General features: G+C 46.5%; 26 protein-coding genes, 14 tRNA genes and 4 rRNA genes. 3 read left to right on the top strand and 41 right to left on the bottom strand.

Going from position 1 to position 26,503, the window contains the following annotated elements; translation table 11 throughout:
• Window positions 1-2: 2 nt before the first annotated feature.
• From NST94_RS26515 to NST94_RS26605, 19 genes are all read right to left on the bottom strand, one after another.
• Complete coding sequence (locus tag NST94_RS26515; RefSeq protein WP_036681272.1) at window positions 3-284, bottom strand: hypothetical protein; 282 nt, start codon at window positions 282-284, stop codon at window positions 3-5.
• 94 nt (window positions 285-378) lie between these two features.
• Entirely contained in the window at window positions 379-597 is a 219-nt protein-coding gene (locus NST94_RS26520; protein WP_339281461.1) for a hypothetical protein, read from the bottom strand.
• Between the two features lie 245 nt (window positions 598-842).
• Window positions 843-2,405, bottom strand: a complete 1,563-nt coding sequence (locus tag NST94_RS26525) for a hypothetical protein (RefSeq protein WP_339281462.1) — start codon at window positions 2,403-2,405, stop codon at window positions 843-845.
• An 11-nt stretch (window positions 2,406-2,416) separates the two neighbouring features.
• Window positions 2,417-3,028: a putative phage tail protein gene (locus NST94_RS26530; protein WP_076186581.1), complete on the bottom strand. Its 612-nt coding sequence runs from the start codon at window positions 3,026-3,028 to the stop codon at window positions 2,417-2,419.
• A 3-nt stretch (window positions 3,029-3,031) separates the two neighbouring features.
• On the bottom strand, window positions 3,032-3,367 hold the full coding sequence (locus NST94_RS26535; protein ID WP_076099872.1) for a hypothetical protein: 336 nt from the start codon (window positions 3,365-3,367) through the stop codon (window positions 3,032-3,034).
• A gap of 11 nt (window positions 3,368-3,378) precedes the next feature.
• Window positions 3,379-4,401: a DUF2793 domain-containing protein gene (locus NST94_RS26540; protein ID WP_339281463.1), complete on the bottom strand. Its 1,023-nt coding sequence runs from the start codon at window positions 4,399-4,401 to the stop codon at window positions 3,379-3,381.
• A 1-nt stretch (window position 4,402) separates the two neighbouring features.
• Window positions 4,403-4,816, bottom strand: coding sequence for a hypothetical protein (locus NST94_RS26545; protein ID WP_036681259.1), 414 nt, complete (start codon window positions 4,814-4,816; stop codon window positions 4,403-4,405).
• Between the two features lies 1 nt (window position 4,817).
• Window positions 4,818-5,876 (bottom strand): baseplate J/gp47 family protein, encoded by a 1,059-nt coding sequence (locus NST94_RS26550; protein WP_339281464.1) that lies wholly within the window; start codon window positions 5,874-5,876, stop codon window positions 4,818-4,820.
• The gene (locus NST94_RS26555; protein WP_076186586.1) at window positions 5,869-6,300 is read right to left on the bottom strand and encodes a DUF2634 domain-containing protein; all 432 of its coding nucleotides are present in this window, start codon (window positions 6,298-6,300) and stop codon (window positions 5,869-5,871) included. Before NST94_RS26555 ends, NST94_RS26550 begins: the two co-directional genes overlap by 8 nt.
• Complete coding sequence (locus NST94_RS26560) at window positions 6,297-6,593, bottom strand: DUF2577 domain-containing protein (protein WP_076099903.1); 297 nt, start codon at window positions 6,591-6,593, stop codon at window positions 6,297-6,299. Before NST94_RS26560 ends, NST94_RS26555 begins: the two co-directional genes overlap by 4 nt.
• 5 nt (window positions 6,594-6,598) lie before the next feature.
• Window positions 6,599-7,561, bottom strand: a complete 963-nt coding sequence (locus NST94_RS26565) for a hypothetical protein (protein ID WP_339281465.1) — start codon at window positions 7,559-7,561, stop codon at window positions 6,599-6,601.
• Window positions 7,562-7,570: 9 nt separating this feature from the next.
• The gene (locus NST94_RS26570; protein WP_339281466.1) at window positions 7,571-8,323 is read right to left on the bottom strand and encodes a LysM peptidoglycan-binding domain-containing protein; all 753 of its coding nucleotides are present in this window, start codon (window positions 8,321-8,323) and stop codon (window positions 7,571-7,573) included.
• A gap of 1 nt (window position 8,324) precedes the next feature.
• Window positions 8,325-10,370, bottom strand: coding sequence for a hypothetical protein (locus NST94_RS26575; RefSeq protein WP_339281467.1), 2,046 nt, complete (start codon window positions 10,368-10,370; stop codon window positions 8,325-8,327).
• A 194-nt stretch (window positions 10,371-10,564) separates the two neighbouring features.
• Window positions 10,565-10,987, bottom strand: a complete 423-nt coding sequence (locus NST94_RS26580) for a phage portal protein (RefSeq protein ID WP_076129761.1) — start codon at window positions 10,985-10,987, stop codon at window positions 10,565-10,567.
• A 125-nt stretch (window positions 10,988-11,112) separates the two neighbouring features.
• Window positions 11,113-11,583 carry a phage tail tube protein gene (locus NST94_RS26585; protein WP_036681245.1) on the bottom strand — a complete coding sequence of 157 codons (471 nt, stop codon included), beginning with the start codon at window positions 11,581-11,583 and terminating at the stop codon, window positions 11,113-11,115.
• Window position 11,584: 1 nt separating this feature from the next.
• Complete coding sequence (locus tag NST94_RS26590) at window positions 11,585-12,907, bottom strand: phage tail sheath family protein (RefSeq protein WP_076193913.1); 1,323 nt, start codon at window positions 12,905-12,907, stop codon at window positions 11,585-11,587.
• Window positions 12,907-13,086, bottom strand: a complete 180-nt coding sequence (locus tag NST94_RS26595; RefSeq protein WP_036681241.1) for a hypothetical protein — start codon at window positions 13,084-13,086, stop codon at window positions 12,907-12,909. Before NST94_RS26595 ends, NST94_RS26590 begins: the two co-directional genes overlap by 1 nt.
• Window positions 13,083-13,496, bottom strand: a complete 414-nt coding sequence (locus NST94_RS26600; protein ID WP_038573440.1) for a DUF6838 family protein — start codon at window positions 13,494-13,496, stop codon at window positions 13,083-13,085. Before NST94_RS26600 ends, NST94_RS26595 begins: the two co-directional genes overlap by 4 nt.
• 531 nt (window positions 13,497-14,027) lie before the next feature.
• Window positions 14,028-14,528, bottom strand: coding sequence for an ArpU family phage packaging/lysis transcriptional regulator (locus tag NST94_RS26605; protein WP_094902361.1), 501 nt, complete (start codon window positions 14,526-14,528; stop codon window positions 14,028-14,030).
• 285 nt (window positions 14,529-14,813) lie between these two features.
• Here NST94_RS26605 and NST94_RS26610 point away from each other — a divergent pair, with 285 nt between their 5' ends.
• Window positions 14,814-15,245: a transcriptional regulator gene (locus NST94_RS26610; protein WP_076129758.1), complete on the top strand. Its 432-nt coding sequence runs from the start codon at window positions 14,814-14,816 to the stop codon at window positions 15,243-15,245.
• Between the two features lie 28 nt (window positions 15,246-15,273).
• The gene (locus tag NST94_RS26615) at window positions 15,274-15,687 is read left to right on the top strand and encodes an ImmA/IrrE family metallo-endopeptidase (RefSeq protein ID WP_036681396.1); all 414 of its coding nucleotides are present in this window, start codon (window positions 15,274-15,276) and stop codon (window positions 15,685-15,687) included.
• Between the two features lie 100 nt (window positions 15,688-15,787).
• Here the strand turns inward: NST94_RS26615 and NST94_RS26620 are convergent.
• The 20 genes from NST94_RS26620 to NST94_RS26715 all read right to left on the bottom strand — a co-directional run bounded on the left by NST94_RS26620 (window position 15,788) and on the right by NST94_RS26715 (window position 23,688).
• Window positions 15,788-15,861 (bottom strand) — tRNA-Pro (locus NST94_RS26620).
• 14 nt (window positions 15,862-15,875) lie between these two features.
• A tRNA-Gly gene (locus NST94_RS26625) sits at window positions 15,876-15,949 on the bottom strand.
• A gap of 11 nt (window positions 15,950-15,960) precedes the next feature.
• Window positions 15,961-16,034: transfer RNA gene (locus tag NST94_RS26630), tRNA-Pro, on the bottom strand.
• A gap of 31 nt (window positions 16,035-16,065) precedes the next feature.
• Window positions 16,066-16,142, bottom strand: a tRNA-Arg gene (locus tag NST94_RS26635).
• A gap of 7 nt (window positions 16,143-16,149) precedes the next feature.
• Window positions 16,150-16,224, bottom strand: a tRNA-Gly gene (locus NST94_RS26640).
• Window positions 16,225-16,230: 6 nt separating this feature from the next.
• Window positions 16,231-16,314, bottom strand: a tRNA-Leu gene (locus NST94_RS26645).
• Window positions 16,315-16,330: 16 nt separating this feature from the next.
• A tRNA-Lys gene (locus tag NST94_RS26650) sits at window positions 16,331-16,403 on the bottom strand.
• Between the two features lie 5 nt (window positions 16,404-16,408).
• Window positions 16,409-16,483 (bottom strand) — tRNA-Gln (locus NST94_RS26655).
• 43 nt (window positions 16,484-16,526) lie between these two features.
• Window positions 16,527-16,602: transfer RNA gene (locus NST94_RS26660), tRNA-Val, on the bottom strand.
• Between the two features lie 40 nt (window positions 16,603-16,642).
• Window positions 16,643-16,717: transfer RNA gene (locus tag NST94_RS26665), tRNA-Glu, on the bottom strand.
• 11 nt (window positions 16,718-16,728) lie between these two features.
• Window positions 16,729-16,804, bottom strand: a tRNA-Thr gene (locus NST94_RS26670).
• Between the two features lies 1 nt (window position 16,805).
• Window positions 16,806-16,881, bottom strand: a tRNA-Asn gene (locus NST94_RS26675).
• A 6-nt stretch (window positions 16,882-16,887) separates the two neighbouring features.
• Window positions 16,888-17,004 (bottom strand): 5S ribosomal RNA (gene rrf, locus NST94_RS26680).
• A 142-nt stretch (window positions 17,005-17,146) separates the two neighbouring features.
• Window positions 17,147-20,073 (bottom strand): 23S ribosomal RNA (locus NST94_RS26685).
• Window positions 20,074-20,212: 139 nt separating this feature from the next.
• Window positions 20,213-20,288 (bottom strand) — tRNA-Ala (locus NST94_RS26690).
• 24 nt (window positions 20,289-20,312) lie between these two features.
• A tRNA-Ile gene (locus NST94_RS26695) sits at window positions 20,313-20,389 on the bottom strand.
• Window positions 20,390-20,435: 46 nt separating this feature from the next.
• Window positions 20,436-20,552, bottom strand: a 5S ribosomal RNA gene (gene rrf, locus NST94_RS26700).
• A gap of 124 nt (window positions 20,553-20,676) precedes the next feature.
• Window positions 20,677-22,234 (bottom strand): 16S ribosomal RNA (locus NST94_RS26705).
• The 16S, 23S and 5S rRNA genes sit together here with 14 tRNA genes alongside, the layout of an rRNA operon.
• A 358-nt stretch (window positions 22,235-22,592) precedes the next feature.
• Complete coding sequence (locus tag NST94_RS26710) at window positions 22,593-22,823, bottom strand: hypothetical protein (protein ID WP_036680631.1); 231 nt, start codon at window positions 22,821-22,823, stop codon at window positions 22,593-22,595.
• Between the two features lie 253 nt (window positions 22,824-23,076).
• Window positions 23,077-23,688 carry a stage II sporulation protein M gene (locus NST94_RS26715; protein ID WP_076138447.1) on the bottom strand — a complete coding sequence of 204 codons (612 nt, stop codon included), beginning with the start codon at window positions 23,686-23,688 and terminating at the stop codon, window positions 23,077-23,079.
• Window positions 23,689-23,796: 108 nt separating this feature from the next.
• Between NST94_RS26715 and pdaB the strand changes: the two genes are divergently transcribed.
• Window positions 23,797-24,600: a polysaccharide deacetylase family sporulation protein PdaB gene (gene pdaB, locus NST94_RS26720; protein ID WP_036680629.1), complete on the top strand. Its 804-nt coding sequence runs from the start codon at window positions 23,797-23,799 to the stop codon at window positions 24,598-24,600.
• A gap of 50 nt (window positions 24,601-24,650) precedes the next feature.
• On the opposite strand, the gene NST94_RS26725 is transcribed toward pdaB, so the two are convergent.
• Window positions 24,651-25,472 carry a PPK2 family polyphosphate kinase gene (locus NST94_RS26725; protein WP_052097348.1) on the bottom strand — a complete coding sequence of 274 codons (822 nt, stop codon included), beginning with the start codon at window positions 25,470-25,472 and terminating at the stop codon, window positions 24,651-24,653.
• Between the two features lie 435 nt (window positions 25,473-25,907).
• A complete protein-coding gene (locus tag NST94_RS26730) occupies window positions 25,908-26,498 on the bottom strand; it encodes a KinB-signaling pathway activation protein (RefSeq protein ID WP_038574906.1) in 591 nt (196 codons plus the stop codon).
• Between the last annotated feature and the right edge of the window lie 5 nt (window positions 26,499-26,503).

Genomic DNA, 26,503 nt, shown 5'->3' on the forward strand with positions numbered 1-26,503 from the left:
TCCTAACTCCCCCTGTCTTCCGTATGGTCAATCTTCAGTTTCTTTAAGACGTCCAGTGTGGGCTGCATAAACTCCGAGCGCTCCTTATCCAAAATCGCTTGCAGACGATCCCGATCCTCCTCTGCCCGATCCAGCATTTCTCGCGGTACAAGGTTCCCTTTGACAATCGCACGCAATAACACCATCAGCACGATCATCAAAATGAAAGCAACGATATAAGCCAGCCCATACTTATCTGCCAGCGGCAGCAGCTTCTCCAATTGCGCAATATCCCCTTCGCCCATTCGTCCGCTCCTTTCTGTAATGATGTTAATGCGTAATAGCCCCCGGCACCACCGAGGGCACAAAAAAACACGCTCCTGTGTGGATGCGTGCTAATTATTTGGCTGATGAAGCTTGCTCAGTCGAATCGTTTTCAGCAAAATGAATATCTGATCGTTTCTCGATAATCTGATCCTTAACCAAAGTTTCATTATCCGGCTGCATGTTATAGGAAGAAATGATATTCTCTATCGGACCCTCCTCACGATCAAAACGAGTGATGCAGGCATTAGCCATCAACCGAATTTTGGCGGCTGTTAATGAATTCATTGTCATGATTACAACTCACCTCCCTTTGGGTTTATATGCTGAGTAATTCAGCCATAATGACTTCGACATCTTGAAGCCTGTCTTGCAAAGTAGTATTTTCAGCACGGAGTTGCTCGACTTCGCTTAATTCTGGTGGTTTGTTAGCTCCCACTTTGTGATTTAGTCAATGCAATTTCACCCCTATTTCTGCTGATAATGTGGCATGTCATACCATAAATAATTAAAAATTCGCATAATATCATTCATTTCATTTACCCATATACTCTTATCGTCCAACTGTTAAGAGTTTCAAACCCCGCTACGCTCACACTGTTGCCGGATACCTCTATACTGCTAATCATCGCATTACTGCCGTAATTATGCGTCAATCCCCAGCCCGTGTCTATTGATGAATATGCGGAGTTATTACCTCGACCGGATGAATTTATCACAACATAGACTAATCTCGGTGCAAAACCAACGTCAAACCTATCTGTTCCATATGGATTCTGCGTTGTTTTTTCAAAATATGGAGGGCCCGGCTGTAAATTGCCCGTTACTCCAAAAATCATCACCCCGGCTCGGATGTTTCCCGGTTGCAAAGGAGTCACTGATTGCAACTGTACTGGACTAACCTTAATCTCCCCGGCTCCCGATCCACCTTTACGATATCCCTCACTCGGATAAACTGCTAATGCTCCATCTGGCCATAGGCCAACCCCCTGCGCTGGGTCCCCACCCGAGGTGATAACTGGCAGAGTGCCTTGCACACCAAACATACTTACATCTGATCTGAAATATGCGGAGTTAAAATTAGGCTCACGATATCTAACCCAATTAACACCATTTAGAAAGTGACCATTCGGAGCTTGAAGATACAAATACGGAATACCATCACCTGAGTACGCTCCGTAAGAAACCTGATTGGCAGCCCAATGGGAACTGACTACAGGATTAGCTATTGGGATAGTCCCCTTAGTTCCAGCTATTGTCGTATCACTAAGAACCTTTGCAGCCGGAACATTTACCCCAGCAACAGTAATAGCTGTATCATAAATCCCGGCTGGCTTAACAACAGCCGTTGCCCCTGGAGTAACCGTACCACCAGTTTGAACCTGGAGTGTACCTGTAATATCCCCTACATCTGTTGCCGCCGTTTTTCCTGCGCGAATATCTCCTGCTACCGCATTACCAGAGCCACCCGCGCTATCTGCCAAAAAATCCGTACCCACACGACGGAACGCATAAGGCTTGCCAGCGATGAGCTTGCCAGCTGCATAAGCTACACCTTTTTGATCTTTAAGAGGCGCTGCTGCAAGGCCGTTAACACTTAATGTAGGGTTTGCCCCATTGGTTACATGAGGGACGATAGTAATACCAAATCCATCCGGTGTGGTCGTAGGTGCTGGAGTAAGAACTGCGATATAGGCTGCAGCCGTACCGCTAGTGGCTGCATATCCCGGTTGACGAATGTAGTCTGCTTTTGCTGCTGCGACAGCTGCATCCGCCTTTGCCTGAGCGCCAGCCGGAGTCTCTTTCGCATTCCATGCTGTCTTTTCTGTGTCAGTAACAAACCGATTACTCGCGTCTTGAGCAATAATAGCTGGTGGGTGGGTAACTGGGTGAGTATAATTATTCGCTCCCGTTGCAATCCCCCCCAGCTTCGTTTTCTCAGCTGCGGTGTAGTCGTTCGTAGATAGCTGTTTGCCTGTTACTTTATCGACCTTGCCATTAACGGCATTGTCCAAAATGTCCATATTCCCGTTCAAATCGGCAATATCAACGATATCTGTTCCCTCTGGCTTTTTTAAGCCCAAATTTCCTGTGGTTTGCATATGTCACTCTCCTATCTATAAGTTCTTAATTCGTTCCATGTTTTACTGTGAGCACTCTCCCAAGTCAAGGCTTTAACAGAGTCCCACCAGGTATAGCTGAACACAAATTCATAAGCTAAATGCGCAGGTTTAATCTCTTCGATGATTTGAATCAACCCTGCCATATTTGGAGGAATCCCCAGTGTACTCACAAAATGAATCTCAAAACGGTACTCCTCAGGCACTTCCTTTACTTCAACCACTCCACCTGAAAAAGCTGACGCCGTCCGCTGAATCATCTCCGGTGTGGTCGTCCCATTTCCACGCAGCTTTGCCTTAATCATCTCTCGGCGTGTGGCATATGACTTGGATGAATCGATATTTAGTCCAAGCTCAGCTTCCCATCGTCCAAGGCTCACCGTTGCCGTTTCAACAAAAGCCTGATCCAGTACGTCTATAGTGCCCAGCTTCAGTCCACCAATTTCTAGCCCGATGGTCTCCTGAAGCTTCTCCATTTCGCGGACATCCTTATAATAGTCCGGCAAATACTGCATTAGATCAGGCGCCTCGACTTCACCCGGATGGCTCGAATCTTTATCTGCGGAATATTGCAATTCGCTGTATAAAGAGCTGCCGTAACTCATCCTCTACACCCCCTTCAGTTGATTCCAGGTTAGGGGGCCTTTGGGCAAATAATCATGTGTATGCGCCGCCGGAGGAAATACCACTGGTTTACCTGCTACCCCCGCCCAAGCTACACTATCCGCTTGTTGTGCAAAATCCACCTTGCCATTGTTATTCGTATCGTAAATGCTTTTCAGCATATCCCCGGTACTCTGCGCGGCTACCAGCAAGACATTACCAGCGGCAGAACCAATGTACAGCTTGCCACTGTCTGTACAATACCCAAGCTCACCAATAGCCAGCGCTCCAATGGCGCTTTCCAAGCCGCGGCGTATTTGAATCAATGTTTTTAGAGCCATTGTCCCGCCCCCTAGAATGTTCCGCCATCAATACTGGCTACGGTAAGTCTATTGCCATTCGCAGCATCATAAATGATGCTGCTTCCATCCACACTTACAACTACACCGGATCCATCTACGGTGATCCCTTTTCCTGCCGTAACCGCAATCGCGTCTGCAGTAACCGTGATTCCATTGCCTGCACCAATATTGAGTGTCACAGCATCGGCCTGACCCCCACCAATTAGCCCGTTCCCAGCTGTAATGGTCTGTAGTGCACCACCCGTGCGTACCCATGCGCTGCCGTTCCAGCTATAAATCTTCTGCTCATCATCGACGTAAGCGGTCCAACCGACGGCAGGAACATAAAATACCCAAGCGGCAAATTGGTATTCAACAATTTGATTCGTTTTCCCCGCCCATGCCCCGGTTGCTCCCGCTGGAATAATGTATCGATCTCCCTCAACCGGACTGGCAGGTGGAGCCAGCAGGTTCTGGTCTTTTACCGATGCTTGCGGTTCGATGTTATGCTTGGCCAACTCAATTTCATTTTTAATCTTCTGCGCTGACCACAAGTCTGTAATCGTAGTCCCTGTATCATTGATTGTCCGGTGCTTGGCCACATCATCAATGTGAGTCTTGATCTCAGCGGCAGTCTTTACGTTTGTGCCATCCGATACTTTATTGATATGTCCCGCACTAATATCCGCTTTAAGCACCTTCGCATAGGTTGCTCCATCAGCGATATCATCAATTGTACCTGTCAGATCGGTAAGCTTCTGCGCATTCACCCGCCGCCAAGCTGCCCCATCATCAAAATATAAATATCCGCTATTCGAACCCGTAGTCACGTAATACAAACGACCAACGGATCCTGCAACCGGACGCGAAGCTTCTGGCCCTGACAGCGCCCTGCCGACCATGGAATTGGACGTGCCGTCACCAATATAAACTTCCTTAGTATCACTGCAAAAACCAAGCTCGCCTGCCTTCAACACGCCATAACTCGTTAGCTCAGCCTTTGTACCCCGCTTTATTTGTATGGTCTGTGCCATTTTACACCTCTCTTCTAAATGATCCTCCGTCAATCTGGCCCTTGTTCTTATAACGCTCTATTTCAGTTTGAACAGCGGTAAGACTCACCTGCAAACCGTTAATATCCTCTGCTTCAACCGTATCGCCGGGGGTTTCGTAAGTCACATATACCTCAGGCACATCGGCAAAAATCTTAATCAAGCGCCGCCAGGGCGCCTCATCCGGAAAAGACACAGTGAAATTGCGTAGCTCGATCCCGGAATACTGTGACCCTGTGTACACCGCAATGGTCTGATTATTAATATTGTCATGCGCTAGAAGACCACTATAAACGCCATTTACAAGCGGTAATCTCTCTTCGATAACATAACTGCTACCGTTTGCTTTTTTATTAAGTTTTTCTTGAAAAATATCAATTTGCTCTGGATAACCCATGCTACACCTCCAGTAGAACGTTGCCGAACAACGGTACTTCTTCTTCGTTCAACATCACATTGCCCGCTCCAATGTTCAACTTCAGCTCTGTGTAATCCGCAACTCCTTCAGTAGCAAGCAATAATGCCCCGATGACAGACTGACTGATATAGGTTGCTGAAAAAGCCTTCTCCTTGCGATATTTCTCAAGCATCACCTGAAAGCCTTGGTTTACAGCTTGCAGAGCATAGCCAGAAGCAAGGGTTACCTTGGCGCTTATACTGATGTTTTTGCCCGCAGCCGGCGCCACGGTCACAACAGCCCCTACCGGTGCTTGTCCCTCACCCTCTCCTGAGACCGGATCAATGTATTGCTGCACCTGAGCCGCCAACAGCTCGGATGCTGGTTTTTTTTCGGCGTCCACAATAATCACCTTCACAGTTTTAGGACCTTTCCATAATGGAAAAACACGTGCGCCTCCCACACCCGGAACTTGCAGTGCCCACTCCATATAGTGATATTTATTTCCGCTAGTAGCTGGGCGTCTGGCTGAATCCAAATAACGCTGGCGTAGTGCATCATCCGTTTCAATGTCCTCCCCAGGGATCAGAAGAGAAGCTATTTCTCCGCGCGCTAGGTCTGAAATATAATCCACTGGGAGTAAAGAGCCAAAATATCGATTTCCTTCTTCTCCAGCGGTTTCACTTTCCAAGCGATACACTCCAGGAGATAACTTCTCCACAGCCGTATAATTCAGTATTTCGAGTGAGAAGCGGCTGCCGAGTGGAACATCTAACAATCCTCCATCCGCCTTATAAAAAATCCCTTTCAGCTGCGCCTTGCTAGCTTCACGCCTTACAATGCCTGACCAGGAGATACTTCGCTCTAAGTACTCTCCGGTAGCCGTATCTGCAAAATACAGATTATTATTCACATCCAGCTCAATATACATCTGTGCCAACTCAGCAGCTGCTGGAGCCAACGCGTCATAAATGATGCTGCCCCCGCGTTTATCCAATCCTGATGGAATCCGGTCCAACATCCGCTCCAAAAGAGCCTCATACGTCTGATCCTCATACATCCTCATTCCACTCCTTTCTCAGCTGAAAATTTCCGTAACGTGTGACGACCTTACAGTCAAAAGTTAGATTATCTCCGGTAAACGAAACAACAATATTCTCTAAACTAAGGATTCGTTCATCCTGAAGTAGTGCCTCACTAACGATACGTCTGATTTCAGCTCTAACCAGCAGCCGGTCCCTACCAAGCACCAACCGCCACTCTGTTCCGTAATCAGAACTGTAAATCAGATGTTCAAACCGATCGGTTCGCAATATTTTAGCCGCCGCCTGTTGAACAGCTTCTAGTCCATCCGTTTGGCCTGTAATCCTTTTTCTCTCCCAATCCATCCGGTACGTAAGACTAGGACTTTCCCCACGCTCAAGGTTGACCTCCCCCTCAAGCAGGGCCGTTATCGGTCCAGCTTTTCCAATCGCAGGGATCATATCGGGCTCACCAGCCGATCCAGAACAATGTAGCTTTGTCCGCCCTGCATTCGAACCATTAATACGCGGTCCCCACTCGCTAGTCCTCGCCGAAGTATTACTTCTTTGCCCTCGATGTCGATCTTGCTTTCCATTACCGATTCAGGCAGCACTAACGCATTCCCCGATAAAATAAACCGCTGATCCACCTGGATCTGCAAAGGAGCTGCCTCCGTTACCGTTCCATAAGAAAAAGCCACGGGATTTGTACTCCCCACGGCTCCTAGACTTGCTTTTTTAATAATATCTAACATCATTTCTACACCACCTTAATATCGAGGGACATTGTATGCTCCCCTCCAGAAATCTTATGGCTGCATTGGTCTACCAGAAACAATTGAGTCTCGAATTCATCCAATAGGACATAAATGAAATTGCCTGCTCTTACACGCATATCACCAATCGCCTGTACGGAGAGACTGAGCTTTTCGCGGTTGTGCATTTTCAGTAAATTGTTTGCCTTCTCCTGAATTTGGGCAGCATTCGCTTTGTCATCAGCCTTCTGATACAAGTGCAGGATACCCCAGCGTTTCACATTGTCCTTGTCACTAACCGGATAGAAATCGCGTTTGCCCGATGCCTCGTTATCCTTGTACAGAAAAATCGTGTTGTACGTATCGTCATCAATACTTTTTTTGAGCGAATAATCGTACAGATAATGACCCGCTCCGAGCACCAGGTTAAGCAGCATAGAATCCGGTTTACGCAGCGTCAGCTTCCCAAAATCATCGTAGAAAGCCATCAACCGCCCCTTATACTGAAGCTCACTGCCGATGGCTCCCATAATGATGTCCAACAGCTTTTTGTCATCTTCAATTAAAGAAGGAATCCGGTACTCTGTCTCCTCCAGCACACCTGTCTTTAATCCGTAGTCCGTTGTTATTTTCTTGATCACATCACTAGCCGTAACATCCTGCAAAATATAACTACCATTGCCCAGCAAATAACGAATCTGATCATAGGCTGTCAGCTTAATCTCCTGATCCGAGCCCGTATCAATGCTGAACACAAATCCGTAAAATACATCCACATTATCTTTACTGAACTGAATAATATCACCATTGCTGATCCCGAACTTGGGGAGCTGATAGATTCCGCTGTCCACAAGCGTTAACTCTAGCGTTGACGGTTTACCTGACCGTGCGGTTTTCCAAGAAATATCTGAGACGATGCCAGAAATATCCCATAGGTTCCCTTCCTTATTCTTCACTAGCAGTTCCATAACACCCTCCTACGGCAGCTTGATGACTTTACCGATGGGCAGCTTTTTCAGCTCACTATCCGGAATGCCATTAAGCTTCTGAATGACTTTGTACTTCGAGCCATCACCTAGTTTTTTTTGAGCGATGCTCCATAGACTGTCTCCAGCTTTTAAGGTATAGGTAGTAGGCTTTGCTTTTTCATTGGCCCGCTTCTGCTCCGCCTTCACTTCACCTTTGACAACCTTCACAGCTACCGCCTGATAGAATACGTATTTTTTGAGAGATAACGAATATTCAATATCCCCTGACGTACCCGCACTAAGCTTCCAAGTGAAACCTTCAATGCTCATAGCCATATTCACAGCAAAATCAATTTCTAAAGATCTATCCTCACTAATTGAAGATTCCTCTAGCCATTTCTGCGGTTTGTTTAACTTCTTTTCATCCTTTTTCGTATCATCGGGATACCTCACACCGGAGAACACAAACCGAATAGGACGACGACTCTTCATCCATTTCTTAATAAGCTCCACATATTCAAAAGGCCTTTTCAATCCATCCTCTTGCACCAATACGAATGGATACCTTTGTGCCGGGAAAATACTTTCAATTGTGATCTCCGTAAGCTTCGGATAAGCAATCGTATTGATCTCACCCAGATCGATAATGGTATAGCTTTTTCCATCTCCACTCTCCTTGATTTCCAAGGTCTCTGGATTGACTGGCAGCCGGATTGCATCCTCCTGATTATTAAAGCCCAAAAAAATCCCGTACTCTTCCACGTTACGTATACACCCCCTGCGCCGTAGAGACAAACTCCTCGTTCAGCTTTTGCCCGATCTTGTTGATAATCGTATCAATGTCTCCGGCATTGTTAATATTCCCGGTCGTCACCTGCACCGTCGGCGTAAGCTCCACAAAATTCTGGATCGCCTGAATCTCGGCCAGCTCGCGCAGCATTTTCAGATCATCACTGGAGATGTCTACGGTGTCGTTGATGGAGCCGAGCTCGTTCACACGGTTGACGGTGCTCAGATTACCCGGTACTCCTGCATTTTGAAAAGAACCTACAGCGGAAGGCGTATTTAAAGCAGGAGTCGTCGTCACAGGAACTACTGGAACCTCAGGAATGGTAGGCGATTTCGGAGGTTTCGTTGAATCATCTTGATGAGTAGTATTCCATTGATTGATTGTAGTCTCGTTATTCGTGTTTCCACCAACGTTTAGGCTTTCTTTAAATTTATTAACATCAAAATCTTGCGTGAAATTCGCAGCTGTATCAAAAGTATTTTCAATGCTCATCTCCACGTTCTGTTTAAATTGACTGCTGTCAACCTGTTCAAGATGAAGATTAATCTCTGATTCTATACCAATAAATTTACCAACAGCGCCAATTACTTTATTAATACCACCTAATAAAAAATTGGCAGCATCAATGATGCCATTAATAAACCCGGTCCAAAGATCAATCACATAACCTACAAAATCTGCAACGATCTGTCCCAGAGCCCTGAACATATTGGCAAGAAAATCTCTTACTGGCTGAAGAGCTGCGACAATTCCTAGAAAAGCCACAATAAGTGCAATAACAAGTCCAATTACAAGCGCAATAGGATTAGCATTTAACACAGCGTTGTAAATCCCTTGCGCAGCGGTAGCGATCCCAGTCGCAATTGCTGACATATTAGTTGCGATTGCAGCTGCACCCATGGCAATTTTATAAGCTATAATCCCAGCAACAATTCCCAAAAGAATTGGTACTACATAAGGCAACGTACTGCTAAGAACACTCCAAAGAAACAAAGCTCCCTGTACTACTTGTGAAAAACCTTGTGCTATAATAGCCAATCCAATGGCCATCCCATCGATAATAGGCTGAAAGGTACCCTCTGAGAACGCATCGTTAAGAATGCTTAACAACGGGGAAAATGCTGCAAGAGCCCCTTGCCCCATACCAGCTAAGGAATTGTTATAGTTTCCAAGAAGCGTCTGCCACTGATTTACGGGTGAATCCATCATGGTTTGCAGCGAAGTACTCGTCATACCTGCCGTTGTCATGATATCTCCCAAAGTACTTAAAAAAGCGCCCATGTTCCCCGTACTGGCTACTAGGTCGAGTCCACCAAGCTCCTCTTCATCTACCTGAAGCATCGATGCTAAGTCACTAGAGTCTCCATCAAATGCAGAATTAATCGCTGATGAAGTATCGTCAATATCCTTACCTTCTGGAGACATCATACTAAGCCTTGTGGAATAATCCATTAGCTTATCTAGCTGGTCCGTATTTTGTGTTTTAGGATAAAACGACAAGACACTTTCCATAGACTTGCTGACGTCCTGTCCGGTTTCTAGCGCTCTCTTCTTGAATTTATCAAACATAGCTACACCAACATCAGCATTTCCGGTTTTTGCTTTAAAAAGATCTTCCCACTTTTGCTGCTCAGCAGCGGGCACAAGCACCTTCTCCATGACACCTTTAACTTTTTCCACCATACCCTTAGCCTTTTCAAAGGCCCCAGTAAGCTTTTCCCAGGTTCCAGCTTGCTTTTCAGCTCCTCCAGCCCCTCTATCAGCCGCATCATTCAGTCTCTCCTGAGCCTGAACCGCACCTCCAATAGATGCTTGAATTCTGGTATAAGCTGCACTGTAATTATTAGTGATGTTGTACACGGGTTTATTGACTATTTTCATACTGATACGGTTTAAGGTTGCTGAGAAGGAATTTGAAATATTTGCCGAAACCTGTGTTGTAATCTGATTGGTTATATCATTGATCCATTGATTAGAGACTTGCTGTATTCCAGCTATATTATTTTGTACACCTGCCATTCTCTCACCCCCTAACTATCTCTTCCTCGCCTTACTCCGTGCCTGATCGCGCTTCTCCTTCTCCACACGAACAGCAATCATCGCATATATTGCGGCGCGTTCGCGTGAAGACAGCTTCATCAGCTCATGGGGTAAAATGTGCAGCTCATGGAGGGCGTAATAAGCAAAATTGGCTTCACTATCGCCCTCGTTGATTAGTTTTTTACTTCATCCACCAGCTCGTTCATGTCCGTGCCAAAACCATTTAAGGCCTGCACCCGCTCACCCAACGCCGCGAATTCACCTGGTAGCAGCATTTTACGCAGCAGTGTCTCAGCGCCAAGTACGCCATAAGAACGCTGCAATTCAGCATTTTTCAGATCCGGATGCACTACACTTGAGGTCATCAGCTTCGCCATATAATCGTTAGGCTCAATTTCGGAGGTATACACTCCGTTTTTACCTTTGACTTTACGGGTTGCGGCCTTGCGGCATTCCTGATTCTCATCCTCAGTCATACTGCGCAGCTTCCAAGCTACCGCATTTCCTTCCTTATCCTTAAAACGCTGGGATACTACAAACTCCTCGGTCGTGTCACATGCTACATTTTGGGCAAAAAACAAACTTAATTCGCTCATTGTCTTCCTCCTAGAATTATTTATTAGATACTTCTCCTGCTACTAGCTGCCAATAGACAGAGAAGAGACCCGCCGCTCATTCTACGTTCGGGTCTTGCTTGCTCCAATCTATCTAGTTGTCTTAATTAAAGCCCGGAACCTGCCGGAGCACCAAAAGCTTGCACAATCTGCACATCTTCAAAGGTAAAGCTAACTTCTTCTTCCAGAGCATCTGACTCTGTATCAAGTGAGGCCATGATGACACTATCAAGGTTCACGCCTTTTAAAATAATACGTTGTGCTCCCACGCTGGACGATGGATCTTCGTTCGTAACCTCAATATCGAAGTACTGATCAACACCCGTATTCATATAATCGAGCATCATCTGGCGGAAACGACTAGTCATATAAAAAATCGTCATCGAACCGCTGCCCGACCATCCAGTCGCTTTATGCTGAACACCCCGGCGGCCCAGTGTTTTCACCTCTGCCTTTGTTTTTTCTACTGTAGCTTCAAGAGTTTTCACATAGAACATCTCTTCGGTTTGCGTACCAATCACAGCATAAGCACGGCCCTCCTGGCCGGAAATCGTATCACTAGCTTTTAAAAATGCCATCTTAAACCACCTTCACTTTCATATATACTTTTTCTACGGAATCTACCGGTTTCACAGCCACATCCAGCACGATACTATCACTATCTGCACCAGCCACAACTACAACATCTGTCTGCGCGTTAAAGCCCTCAATCGCACCCATATCCTGCAAATCATTCATATAAGTTGCACACTGTGACCAGAAAAGAGCACGGCCATCTTCATTATTCGCGACCTTACCGATATAGTAGTTCTCAAAAATACGCTTCATATCATTTGCAATTCCATCCAGCACGCGCAGTACACGATTTTTGGAGAATGCTTTGCCTTTGTCCGGTGAAAACGCGGTAAATGTATTGATATCCTGTTCCACCACAGCCCGTCCGCCACTGTAAGTAAAGATAAGCTCTCCTTTTAGCAACGCAGCTGTAGTCTCAGAATGGCTAAGTCTTACATCAGCATCCACCGAATCATCATAACCCTGATAAGTCAGCGATTCATTAACAGCAGCTGCTGCTGTAGCACCAGCTACCCAAGCAACGGCATTGACGTTATCAATCGTAGTTCCGTCGCTCAGTACTACCCCATTATTCACGCTAATCACACCTTCATGACCTGCAGCCGCATAATCGGATAGTACAGCCTGTACCTTTTTCCCTTCTGTATCCCGAAGCCGTCTCACAAAAGAACTGTAGAGTGCCTTCAGAGCACTATCCTGCGATACTAGACCCACTGTTTGGAATTCCTGCACCTCAAGAGCAGACAGGAAGTCACTATGTGCTCCATTCGTCACGGTTCCGTTAGCCCCCCCTGTAAGCGGCATGCCTGCAATTAGCTTCAAGCCTTCTGCACCATTTTTCTGGAATTGAACATAATCGTTCGCGACCAACTCTTCAGCCGTTCCGACCGTTTGCTTGTTCAGTTCGGTTCCATTAAGCAACGTCTTTACATCAAAAAGAGCAGCATTCTCTATATTTTTCTCAATCACAATCAAAAGATCATTTCCGCGTACACCGCCATATTTAGCTGTTACCTGAAGGCCGTTATTCGTGACTGCCGCTTTAACGCCTTCATTCAATCGATAGAGCAGCAAGGTTCCCGCCCGTTTCAGCGCTTCACGCACTGGCAGTAGAGTTGGATGTTCCAAATCCACTCCTAGCAGCTTATTCACATCATCCTGCGGGGTAATCTTCATGATTACTCCCGGCTCTCCCCAAGATAGGGCAAGCGCCAATGCCGTAATCCCGCGTTCTCCCATTTTGCCGATGGCACCTTGATTTGATGCTACATTTACGTACACCCCAGGGCGCACCTTATTTTGCGTTGTCCATGTTCCGCCTGCCATTAGTTCATTACCTCCTTATTTTTGAACAATCCCATAGATTGCTTTGCTTCTTCGAGCGTATAGTTCTTGCCATCCTGCAAAATAACGTTCAATATATCCTTTTCCCTCGGCGTAAAAAGTGAGGAATTCACAATCTGTTCCTTACTGAACCCATTCCCGTTACTCCCTTTAGTACTCATTTCAATCGTTCTCCTCCAATCATTTGTCCCATCTTAATGCTGTCAGGCTTGTCGTTTTGCAAATACAACATATAGTCAACTGTAAACAGCGGCCCATGCCCTTCAGTTCCAGCTTCCCAAGCTTGCCTAACTACACGAAAAGCTCCACCATCCTGCTCCATTCCTGCCATCGCCTCACTCAGCTTATCTGCCATTCTCTCAGCTTCCAGCAAATTGCCTTGCTCATAACGGATGCCAAAACGGTAGACCGCTAAATATCTGCCCTCCCGCTGCCGATCCAGTGTTGCTGAGATCAATCCGGGATGAAAATAAGCGGTTTGAGGTTTTTCTCCTTCTACATATACAGGCACATCAGGAAAATACCGTTCAAGTGTACTTGTAATGTGTTCTCGCAATTGTTGTACCGACATCACTCCATTCCTTTCTGATCTGCGACCGTTCGTCGATCCTTGATGGTGTTAACCTTCAACTGCATGAACATTAAGCAGACACCCCCTCAACTAGATTTAAGAAAAAAGGATACTATCCGAGGTTGGATAATATCCCTTCTTCATTAGGCAAATGCGAGAAGAATCTTTCACCGCTAGGTTGTTCTCATCACCCTTAGGGCGGAACTATTAGCAGAGCATTCATGCTCTTGCGGTGTTCTTTTGCTTCATTTGCCATGTTATAATCATACCCCCATATTATCCTTGCGGAGAGGGTAAACGGACGAGGTTTTGGCTAGCTTTGGGATGGTATAGAGCGTTTTTTTGGAGGTACACAATTGAAGACAAGCTAAAGAGCTTTCGACCCTCCTTTTATGGACGGCAAGCATTTGTGCGAGGATTATAAGGATAAAGTACACCCTGAAACTTATACTTTCTTATAATTCAAAAAAAGACCGCATCATCCGCTCGGACGATACAGTCTTCTTTACTAATCAAACTATTCTACTTCTATTAAGTAATACTCATTTTCTCTTTCTTTACCCTAGGCGCTGTTGTTACTAAAGTTTGCAGAGACAGTAAGCCGAGATCCGTTAACGCTAATGCCATCTTGTAAAAAGCCTTCGAGCGTATCTTCACGTAAGTGTCCTTACTTACCGGTGGATCAAACACATGATTGTAAATCGTATAATCGTACATCTCGTCTCTTCTCATATACCTTTCCCGTACCAGCTGCTGTTCTCTCGTATCGAGTCTCTCTACCACAGAGTCTATTGCGGAACAATAAGCTCTCCTTGCGGCGGGGATGTCCACATTATAAGAAGCTATCGCAGCAGTCTGATCAGTTACAGTGTTAGTAGGACCATGAAATCTTTCTGTGTATGAATAAGTTGTGCTTGCTTCCTTAGCTTCAAATGTAACGGTCTTAAAAATACGGTATTTCTCCAACATGCTCTCTATAGCGACCTGGGTTCGGCGACGGTCCAACTCTGGTAAAGTTGATATGTTCATCATTTATGCACTCCTTTTGGGTTTAACTGAATGAGATTTAATTTGCGGAATTTTCCAGCCCAATGTGATAAAATAAATCTTGTTCGTATTCTGTTCGTATTTTTCTATAATATACCACTTCTTTACCAATCTCGTAAAACCCCGTTTTAGGCTGTTTTTATCGAAAAAGAGCGTATATCCCTCCATTATCTTGCCTTTTGGCAATTATATGCGCTTTGTTGTTTACCTATTGGCAAAAATGGCTTATATTATTATCATAAGGTTACAGCCAATAAGGAGTGAGTTGAGATGAAACAGGAATTCGGGGATTATATGAAGCATCTTCGGGAAACAAAGGGACTCACCATTAATCAATTAGCAGTAGCTGCCGGAATCAGCGGTTCGCAAATTTCCCGGATTGAGAATGGATTAAGAGGGGTTCCTAAACCAACCACGTTACGCAAAATTGCTGAGGCCACTGGCGTCCCCTACGAGGAGCTAATGGATCAAGCAGGGTATTTGCAGGACCAGACTCTTTCAAGCGATGAGGCTGTCCCAGATTGGGCCACAAGCAAAGATAAAAGAGACTTTCGAAAAATGCTAGAGGATGATGGAGAGCTGATGTTTGACGGAATTCCATTAGACAAAGAAGATAAACAGAGGATAAAAGATGTACTAACCGGATTGTTCTGGGAAGCCAAACAGATGAATAAGAGAAAAAAATCCAAAGACACTAAATAACTATACTAACATGCTGCAGGTGAAGAACATGGATGAACTGATCAATAGTCTGATTAAAAAATATAAAACCAACTGCCCGTTCGAGCTTGCCGCAGCACTAGGCATTCAAATTCGTTTCATGAATCTGGGGACTGGCACAAAGGGATTATATTATCGAAAATTAAGAAGAAGGTTTATCGTCATTCATAATGAGTTGCCTGTAGAATGGCAGCGCTTCGTTTGTGCGCATGAATTAGGACATGATCGGCTTCACAAGGGGATCAATCGCTTTTTTCTGGAGGAAAGCTCCTATTTCTCTCCTGGGAAGCTTGAACGTCAAGCTAATGTATTTGCTGTAAAATTATTATCTTCAGGCAGAAGCCCCGAACAAGAGGAATCATGGAGAAACTATTATCTACGGATTGGAATTCCACCGGAAGTCCGATTTTTTTTGGAGGAATAATAGAACATACGTTCTTATGATGTATTTATATGTATATTCAATACATAACAAAAAAGCCCTTACCGAAGTAAGAGCTTTTGAGCAGCGATTAAGCTGAGTATCGGGATGACACGATTTGAACATGCGACCCCCTGGTCCCAAACCAGGTGCTCTACCAAGCTGAGCTACATCCCGTTACTATAAAATTATGGAGCGGGTGATGGGAATCGAACCCACGCTATCAGCTTGGAAGGCTGAAGTTCTACCATTGAACTACACCCGCAAAGGTGAAAATCGGGATGACACGATTTGAACATGCGACCCCCTGGTCCCAAACCAGGTGCTCTACCAAGCTGAGCTACATCCCGTTATAAATACTATAATTGCTTAATAATAAAATGGCGCGCCCTGAGAGATTCGAACTCCCGGCCTTTTGATTCGTAGTCAAACGCTCTATCCAGCTGAGCTAAGGGCGCAAAATTATGGAGCGGACGACGGGAATCGAACCCGCGACCCTCGCCTTGGCAAGGCGATGCTCTACCGCTGAGCCACGTCCGCAATAAGTGGTGCGCGTGAAGGGACTTGAACCCCCACGTCGTGAAACGCCAGATCCTAAGTCTGGTGCGTCTGCCATTCCGCCACACGCGCATGATAATAATAAAAGTGAGCCATGAAGGACTCGAACCTTCGACACCCTGATTAAAAGTCAGGTGCTCTACCAACTGAGCTAATGGCTCGCACTTGGCTGGGGATATAGGATTCGAACCTATGAGTGACGGAGTCAAAGTCCGTTGCCTTACCGCTTGGCTAATCCCCATTGATGGTACCTCTATGTTGCCCATAATCTCTTAGGAAGATTATGGTGGAGGCTGAGGGGATCGAACCCCCGACCCTCTGCTTGTAAGGCAGATGCTCTCCCAGCTGAGCTAAGCCTCCATATCTATGGGACCCTCTAAGGGTAAGTACAAGTAAAAGTTGGTGACCCGTATGGGATTCGAACCCATGTTACCTCCGTGAAAGGGAGGTGTCTTAACCCCTTGACCAACGGGCCTTGCAAATCTGTGGAGCTCTCAACCGGATTCGAACCGGTGACCTCTTCCTTACCATGGAAGCACTCTACCTGCTGAGCTATGAGAGCATGGCTCCCCGAACAGGACTCGAACCTGTGACAACTCGATTAACAGTCGAGTGCTCTACCAACTGAGCTATCAGGGAATATCCGCTTGGCAACGTCCTACTCTCCCAGGACCCTTCGGTCCAAGTACCATCGGCGCTGGAGGGCTTAACGGTCGTGTTCGGGATGGGTACGTGTGGAACCCCTCCGCTATCGCCACCAAACGGGCATTTACAGCGTAAATGCTCAGGCTTAATCGCCTGAAAACTGAATCCGAAACGAATTTGCGTTTGCCCTTCTTACGGGGCCCCCGGAAAGTATTCGGAATTAGCTTCGCAGCTTCTTCTTCACTTTTTGGGGTATTTTTAGGATAAGCCCTCGACCGATTAGTATTGGTCAGCTCCATGCATTACTGCACTTCCACCTCCAACCTATCTACCTCGTCGTCTTCAAGGGGTCTTACTAATTGGGAAATCTCATCTTGAGGGGGGCTTCACGCTTAGATGCTTTCAGCGCTTATCCCGTCCGTACGTAGCTACCCAGCCATGCTCCTGGCGGAACAACTGGTGCACCAGCGGTACGTCCATCCCGGTCCTCTCGTACTAAGGACAGCTCCTCTCAAATTTCCTGCGCCCACGACAGATAGGGACCGAACTGTCTCACGACGTTCTGAACCCAGCTCGCGTACCGCTTTAATGGGCGAACAGCCCAACCCTTGGGACCTACTTCAGCCCCAGGATGCGATGAGCCGACATCGAGGTGCCAAACCTCCCCGTCGATGTGGACTCTTGGGGGAGATAAGCCTGTTATCCCCAGGGTAGCTTTTATCCGTTGAGCGATGGCCCTTCCATGCGGTACCACCGGATCACTAAGTCCGACTTTCGTCCCTGCTCGACTTGTAGGTCTCGCAGTCAAGCTCCCTTATGCCTTTGCACTCTGCGAATGATTTCCAACCATTCTGAGGGAACCTTGGAACGCCTCCGTTACTCTTTAGGAGGCGACCGCCCCAGTCAAACTGCCCGCCTGACACGGTCCCCGTACCCGATTAGGGCACTAGGTTAGAACCTAGATACGATCAGGGTGGTATCCCAACGGCGCCTCCACCGAAGCTTGCGCTCCGATTTCTACGGCTCCCACCTATCCTGTACAGATCGTACCCAAATTCAATATCAAGCTGCAGTAAAGCTCCATGGGGTCTTTCCGTCTTGTCGCGGGTAACCTGCATCTTCACAGGTATTAAAATTTCACCGGATCTCTCGTTGAGACAGCGCCCAAGTCGTTACGCCATTCGTGCGGGTCAGAATTTACCTGACAAGGAATTTCGCTACCTTAGGACCGTTATAGTTACGGCCGCCGTTTACTGGGGCTTCGGTTCATAGCTTCGGGTTACCCCTAACCACTCCCCTTAACCTTCCAGCACCGGGCAGGCGTCAGCCCGTATACTTCGCCTTGCGGCTTCGCACAGACCTGTGTTTTTGCTAAACAGTCGCTTGGGCCTTTTCACTGCGGCCCCCTCGTGCTATTCACACTACCGGGGCACCCCTTCTCCCGAAGTTACGGGGTCATTTTGCCGAGTTCCTTAACGAGAGTTCTTCCGCGCGCCTTAGAATTCTCTTCTCGCCTACCTGTGTCGGTTTGCGGTACGGGCACCTTCTCCTGGCTAGAGGCTTTTCTTGGCAGTGTGAGATCATGACCTTCGCTACTACAATTTTCGCTCCCCATCACAGCCCAGCCTTAACGATGTGCGGATTTGCCTACACATCAGCCTCACTGCTTAGACGGACATCCATCAGTCCGCGTCACTACCCTCCTGCGTCACCCCATCGCTCATAGCGGATTACGGTGGTACAGTAATTTCAAACTGTTGTCCTTCGACTACGCCTTTCGGCCTCGCCTTAGGTCCCGACTTACCCTGAGCGGACGAGCCTTCCTCAGGAAACCTTGGGCTTTCGGCGGATCAGATTCTCACTGATCTTTTCGTTACTCATACCGGCATTCTCACTTGTGTAGTGTCCAGCGCTCTTTTCAGTACACCTTCAACCCCTACACAACGCTCCCCTACCCCAGATACATACGTATCTAGCCATAGCTTCGGTGGTGTGTTTAGCCCCGTTACATTTTCGGCGCAGAGTCACTCGACCAGTGAGCTATTACGCACTCTTTCAATGGTGGCTGCTTCTAAGCCAACATCCTGGTTGTCTGTGCAACTCCACATCCTTTCCCACTTAACACACACTTGGGGACCTTAGCTGATGGTCTGGGCTGTTTCCCTTTTGACAATGGATCTTAGCACTCACTGTCTGACTCCCGGCAATAAGTATATGGCATTCGGAGTTTGACTGAGCTTGGTAATCCTTGCGGACCCCGCACCCAATCAGTGCTCTACCTCCACTACTCTTATACCGAGGCTAGCCCTAAAGCTATTTCGGGGAGAACCAGCTATCTCCGAGTTCGATTGGAATTTCTCCGCTACCCCCACCTCATCCCCGCACTTTTCAACGTACGTGGGTTCGGGCCTCCAGTGCGTGTTACCGCACCTTCACCCTGGACAGGGGTAGATCACACGGTTTCGGGTCTACGTCCACATACTAAGTCGCCCTATTCAGACTCGCTTTCGCTGCGGCTCCACCTTCTCGGCTTAACCTTGCATGTTAAACGTAACTCGCCGGTTCATTCTACAAAAGGCACGCCATCACCCATAGATCGGGCTCTGACTTTTTGTAAGCACACGGTTTCAGGTTCTATTTCACTCCCCTTCCGGGGTGCTTTTCACCTTTCCCTCACGGTACTGTTTCACTATCGGTCGCCAGGTAGTATTTAGCCTTAGCAGATGGTCCTGCTGGATTCATACGGGGTTTCACGTGCCCCGCACTACTCGGGATCCGTCTCGGAGAGAATACAGTTTAGGTTACAGGGCTTTTACCTCTATCGCGGGCCTTTCCAGACCTCTTCGCCTACCATATTCCTTTGTAACTCCATGTGAGACGTCCCACAACCCCTAAGAGCAAGCTCTTAGGTTTAGGCTGTTCCGCGTTCGCTCGCCGCTACTGACGGAATCACTATTGTTTTCTCTTCCTCAGGGTACTTAGATGTTTCAGTTCCCCTGGTCTGCCTCTACACACCCTATGTATTCAGGTATGAGTAACTGCGAATTACCACAGCTGGGTTTCCCCATTCGGACACCCCCGGATCAAAGCTTGCTTACAGCTCCCCGAGGCAGTTTCGTTGTTCGCCACGTCCTTCGTCGGCTCCTGGCGCCTAGGCATCCTCCGTGTGCTCTTATTAGCTTAACCTTGATTCTTCCGAAGAAAAATCTCACTAATAACATTTACTTGTTTGCACAAGTTGCTAAAAGATGTTCTAAAACGCAAATTCGTTTCGGTATCCAGTTTTCAAGGATCAAGTTAAAAAAGTTATTCATTTAAAAATTTATGGTGGAGCCAAGCGGGATCGAACCGCTGACCTCCTGCTTGCAAGGCAGGCGCTCTCCCAGCTGAGCTATGGCCCCATAAAATTACTCTATAATGTTATATGGTGGGCCTTGGTGGACTCGAACCACCGACCTCACCCTTATCAGAGGTGCGCTCTAACCAACTGAGCTAAAAGCCCATATAACATATATAACATTGTGAATCAACCAATGAATTGGTTGTCCGCTTGGCAACGTCCTACTCTCCCAGGACCCTTCGGTCCAAGTACCATCGGCGCTGGAGGGCTTAACGGTCGTGTTCGGGATGGGTACGTGTGGAACCCCTCCGCTATCGCCACCAAACGCATACGAAAGAGACTTGCTCTTTCAAAACTGAACACGAGTGAGTGTTCGAACCCGAAGGTTCTATTGTGGAAGCTAAGCTTCCGATTTGAATGTTCTCATTGCAGAGAACGATTCTCCATAGAAAGGAGGTGATCCAGCCGCACCTTCCGATACGGCTACCTTGTTACGACTTCACCCCAATCATCTACCCCACCTTCGGCGGCTGGCTCCCTTGCGGGTTACCCCACCGACTTCGGGTGTTGTAAACTCTCGTGGTGTGACGGGCGGTGTGTACAAGACCCGGGAACGTATTCACCGCGGCATGCTGATCCGCGATTACTAGCAATTCCGACTTCATGCAGGCGAGTTGCAGCCTGCAATCCGAACTGAGACCGGCTTTGATGGGATTGGCTCCACCTCGCGGCTTCGCTTCCCGTTGTACCGGCCATTGTAGTACGTGTGTAGCCCAGGTCATAAGGGGCATGATGATTTGACGTCATCCCCACCTTCCTCCGGTTTGTCACCGGCAGTCACTCTAGAGTGCCCAACATTACTTGCTGGCAACTAAAGTTAAGGGTTGCGCTCGTTGCGGGACTTAACCCAACATCTCACGACACGAGCTGACGACAACCATGCACCACCTGTCTCCTCTGTCCCGAAGGCCGCCACTATCTCTAGCAGATTCAGAGGGATGTCAAGACCTGGTAAGGTTCTTCGCGTTGCTTCGAATTAAACCACATACTCCACTGCTTGTGCGGGTCCCCGTCAATTCCTTTGAGTTTCAGTCTTGCGACCGTACTCCCCAGGCGGAGTGCTTACTGTGTTAACTTCGGCACCAAGGGTATCGAAACCCCTAACACCTAGCACTCATCGTTTACGGCGTGGACTACCAGGGTATCTAATCCTGTTTGCTCCCCACGCTTTCGCGCCTCAGCGTCAGTTACAGCCCAGAAAGTCGCCTTCGCCACTGGTGTTCCTCCACATATCTACGCATTTCACCGCTACACGTGGAATTCCACTTTCCTCTTCTGTACTCAAGCCACCCAGTTTCCAGTGCGACCTCAGGTTGAGCCCAAGGTTTAAACACCAGACTTAAATAGCCGCCTGCGCGCGCTTTACGCCCAATAATTCCGGACAACGCTTGCCCCCTACGTATTACCGCGGCTGCTGGCACGTAGTTAGCCGGGGCTTTCTTCTCAGGTACCGTCACTCCGGTAACAGTTACTCTACCGGACGTTCTTCCCTGGCAACAGAGCTTTACGATCCGAAAACCTTCATCACTCACGCGGCGTTGCTCCGTCAGGCTTTCGCCCATTGCGGAAGATTCCCTACTGCTGCCTCCCGTAGGAGTCTGGGCCGTGTCTCAGTCCCAGTGTGGCCGTTCACCCTCTCAGGTCGGCTACGCATCGTCGCCTTGGTGGGCCGTTACCCCACCAACTAGCTAATGCGCCGCAGGCCCATCCCTCAGTGACAGATTGCTCCGTCTTTCATTCTTCTCTCAGGAGAAAAAAGAAATTATCCGGTATTAGCTACCGTTTCCGGTAGTTATCCCAGTCTGAAGGGCAGGTTGCCTACGTGTTACTCACCCGTCCGCCGCTAAGTTACTTTGAAAGCAAGCTTTCAAAGTAACTCCGCTCGACTTGCATGTATTAGGCACGCCGCCAGCGTTCGTCCTGAGCCAGGATCAAACTCTCCAATTAGTATTGAAAAGAGCGATATGCTCATTTTGAAACATCTGACGAGAAAATTAATTCTCTAATTTGGATTTCACTTAAGTGATTTCCCACTCACTCGTTGTTCAGTTTTCAAAGATCAATGTCTCTCATTTCGTCGTCGTTGTTTATCAGCGGCGACCTTTATAATATATCACAGTGTTGAGCTGTTTGGCAAGTCTTTTTTTCGAAAAATCTTTTTTTCAATTTTTCTTGCCTTCCGCTTCCCTTTTACACAAGCAAAAGGAGCGCGAGATATAATTTATCATGAGCACTCCTTTTTAGTCAAGCTATTTTATTAAATAATCTGAAAACTTTATAAAACTGTAGCAATTCTCGTATATCTTCAGTGTTTATACTGAGAAGAACGCCCACCCCATGCATACTTGGAAAGCTCTTTCTGAGGAGCGAAGCGAGCATACATCCGGAATACAGTCTTATATCTATTAGCGATGGCGTGCCTGATATTTTGGTCCAAGCGCTGATCACTCAAATCTAACAGCATCTCATCTAGTTCTTTTCTCAAAACATAATCCAGTTCCTTGCATTCCTTTTCGTTAAACAACATTCCCAACATATGCTTGGCCTCCTTCATGAAGTTGCAATTAACACCTTCTCTAAACCCCCAAAACCTTTTTTGCATAATCAGTAAGTACATCTCATGGAGAAAGCTGCCTTAAGATCCTCTTACACTAGATTAACCGGAGTCCTCTTTTTATAACCATAATTATTAAAAATTCCCTTTATGGTTTCGTCTCGATTATATACTCCTTACCTTTAGGCAATCCTTGGATGAACGCCCTTAATGTTATGCTCTATTCCCTGAAGTTTTATGATAAAAGTGAAAAAGTAATTGTACTTTCAATAATGGCTGCAACAAATAACAGGATTACAGTCCATATGGAAGCCGTAAGTGTTTGACGCATGAATGCAGACCAGTCTGCGCTTCTCTCCTCTTTTCTATCTGTAGATCGAAATAAACTTGAAATCACTTTCCCGCCAAAATGCAGTCCAAAGGCACAAGCGATAATGATTGCCGGAATCTCTATAATCCCGTGTGGCAGCAATCCTTTTACGATTAAATCGAATAAATCCTGTCCTTGCAGTGCGGATAAATGTATCAAGTAGCCAATTACCGCTCCGTTTATAAATAAGAATATAGCTGGCAATATGCCGAACAACGCTCCCAGGAAAATAATAACCACGCCCTTGATGGCGTTATTCAGAAATATAAATACAAAGAAGTTCCATTGCGGATTAGCGGTGTCTCTTAAGTTCCCACTGATCTCACTAAGCCCTTCCAATTGCTGAACCAATAGTTTTTCCAGACTACTTGTCGCTACCCAGCCAACAACCGCTCCTATTACGAAGAGCAGACAGGATAGCAGCAAAGCCTTGCGGATCGATTTAATATCTTTAACAAACGTGAAGAACGACAACATAAATACCTCCTGAAATTGTGATCTCTGTTTCTTAGGTCATAACCGTGCGGTACGAGCATACATTTAGAACAAACAAGCATTTCGCATGGGAGAGGAGCGCTGTCATTAATGAATTCTTTTTATGTATTCAGCGGCAAAAAGATCAAAAGGTTCATCTATATCTTCGCCGCTGTGCTTCTTGCTGCTGGAGTTGTCTATGTCGAGAGGGGTAATATCACCGTTTTTTCTGAGGCTGGACCTTCTGCCATTTACAGTGTGCCAACAGAGAAGAAGCTGATTGCCCTAACCTTCGATATTAGCTGGGGAGAAAAGAGACCCGAACCAATTTTGAAGGTACTTGAAGACAAGAAAGTGGACAAAGCCACCTTCTTCCTATCGTCACCATGGAGTAAGACTCACCCGGATATTGTAACAAGCATTAAAAACGCAGGATTCGAAATTGGCAGCCATGGCCATAAACACGTCAATTACAGCACTCTAAGTAACGAAGAGATTCGCACTCAGATCACAACGGCTCACACTGTGCTTACAGAATTAACCGGTAAAGAACCCAACTTAATTCGTATGCCTAATGGCGATTTTGACAAAAGAGTTCTGCAAGTGGCCAATGATCTTGGTTACAAAGTCATCCAGTGGGACACAGACTCTCTGGACTGGAAGAACATAGGTGTAGACAATATCGTGAAGCGTGTAACGACTAAAGCACATCCTGGTGATATCGTTCTACTACATGCCAGTGATTCCTGCAAACAAACTCACGAAGCTCTTCCGCAAATTATCGATGAGCTCCGCAGACAAGGTTATGAATTCGTTACCGTCTCTGAGCTGATCAGCCAAAGCAACGCAGAGGGTAAAGAGGTTCGTGACTCGGCCTCACTAAATAGTGCCTTAGAGGATGCTGCCGGGCTGTAACGCTCCTCCCAATCTTAGGTACCGCAATAGATGTTGGTTTTATCCAAATATTAATGACGCGGGGAAATGAGCTCCGATATGTCGGGTGTGGGGGTATTCAGCTTCGGATAGCTCAGATCCAGACTCTCCAGTGTCTTTACAACGATGGATAAGGCCAAATAGTTGCGGTACCATTGATGATTGGCTGGTATCCAGTACCAGGGTGCTTTATCAATACTAGACTCCTTAAAAACATCTACATATGCCTCTTGGTAATCATCCCAAAACTCCCGCTCCTGTAGATCACTTGCGTCAAATTTCCAGTGTTTTTTGGGATCTTCAAGCCGTTCTTTGATTTTCTTAAGCTGCTTCTCTTTTGAAATATGCAGAAAAAGCTTGATAATTGTCGTTCCCTCTTCCACCAGCATCTCCTCAAACTGCCGTATGTAACGAAAGCGGCGCTTCAAGTCATCCTTTTTCAGTCCCCCATGTACCCGCGGTACCAATACATCTTCATAGTGTGAGCGGTTAAATGCAGAGATGTAGCCTTTAGGGGGTGTCTTTTGATGCACTCTCCATAAGAAATCGTGAGCTTCTTCCTCCAGAGAAGGTTTCTTGAAACTGGTCACTATAAAGCCTTGTGGATTAATCCCTGAAAAAATATGTTTAACTGTTCCATCCTTACCGCTGGAATCCATCCCTTGCAGAATTACGAGCAGTGAATGCTTTTTCTGTGCAAAAAGAATATCTTGAAGCTCTGCCAACCGTTCCTTTAACTGCTCTGTTTTGGCTTCTGCTTCTTTTTTTGATTTAAAGTTACCTGTATCGTCCGGGTCCAGCTTGTTAAGCTGGATTTCATTTGTGTCTTTTATCATATAACGCTTGATGTCCATATATTCCCCTCCTAAAAGTTTTGTAAAGCATGTGCATCATTGAAAAACTTCGTACAAAACTCACTTCGGAAGCATCTACTTAGTTTTGTGAGCGTTGCTACGCTAGTATTACTACGTACAAAACTGCTTCGGAAGCATACGCTTAGTTTTGTAAAGCATATGCATCATTGAAAAACTTCGTACAAAACTCGCTTCGAAAGCATCTGCTTAGTTTTGTGAGCGTTGCTACACTTGTATTACTTCGTACAAAACTCGCTTCGGAAGCATCTACTTAGTTTTGTGAGCGGTGCTACACACAAAGAATCCGCTCTATTGTTCTTTAAGATTAACCTCCTCCAGCAGATTTTAATCGTTAGGATACATTCTAGAGCAAAAAACCCCGTCTTCTGAAGGCCAGAGCACGGGGTTCATGATTTGCTGAATTCGCCCCAGCCTTTATCCGGCTGCCGGCTTGAGAATACGGTGAAGCATCAAAATTTGGAATGCATTACAGGCGATGAGCGGAACAACAATAAACACTGTCGCACTATCAACACCTATACGGAGCACGCCGATAATTTCCACAATTGAAATAGCTGTCATAAAAAAGAGGGTTGGAATCCAAGCTGAGATGTTTGTACTTTTCACTTTGAAATAAGACACAATAATGGCAGCTAACAAAATAAAGATTCCTAATATTAGATCAGACAAGACACTTCTTTCCCCGCCAACGACGGTACGCAAAAAAATCAGTTCAAGCAATGCGAGCACAGAAAGCACCAGTTGTATGTATTTCCAAATTTTTGGCGGGAAAACACCATTGCCCATGTAATTTAAAATTAGATAAGCAAAAAAACCAAGTTGTGCATAAACACTGACAAGCATACCGTAGCCGAATAGTATCAGCGGGTATAAAAAGAAATCAGCGACACTTTTGAAATCAATTCGACCGTTCACGAATTGCAGTGCCAGACCTGCGATTACTGCTCCGCCCGCTCCTATTAGAAGGGTTGTCCAAAATAAATAAAACCATTTTTTTATACTCAGCCACT

The organism is Paenibacillus sp. FSL H8-0282 (assembly GCF_037963825.1).
Lineage (GTDB): Bacteria > Bacillota > Bacilli > Paenibacillales > Paenibacillaceae > Paenibacillus_AQ > Paenibacillus_AQ odorifer.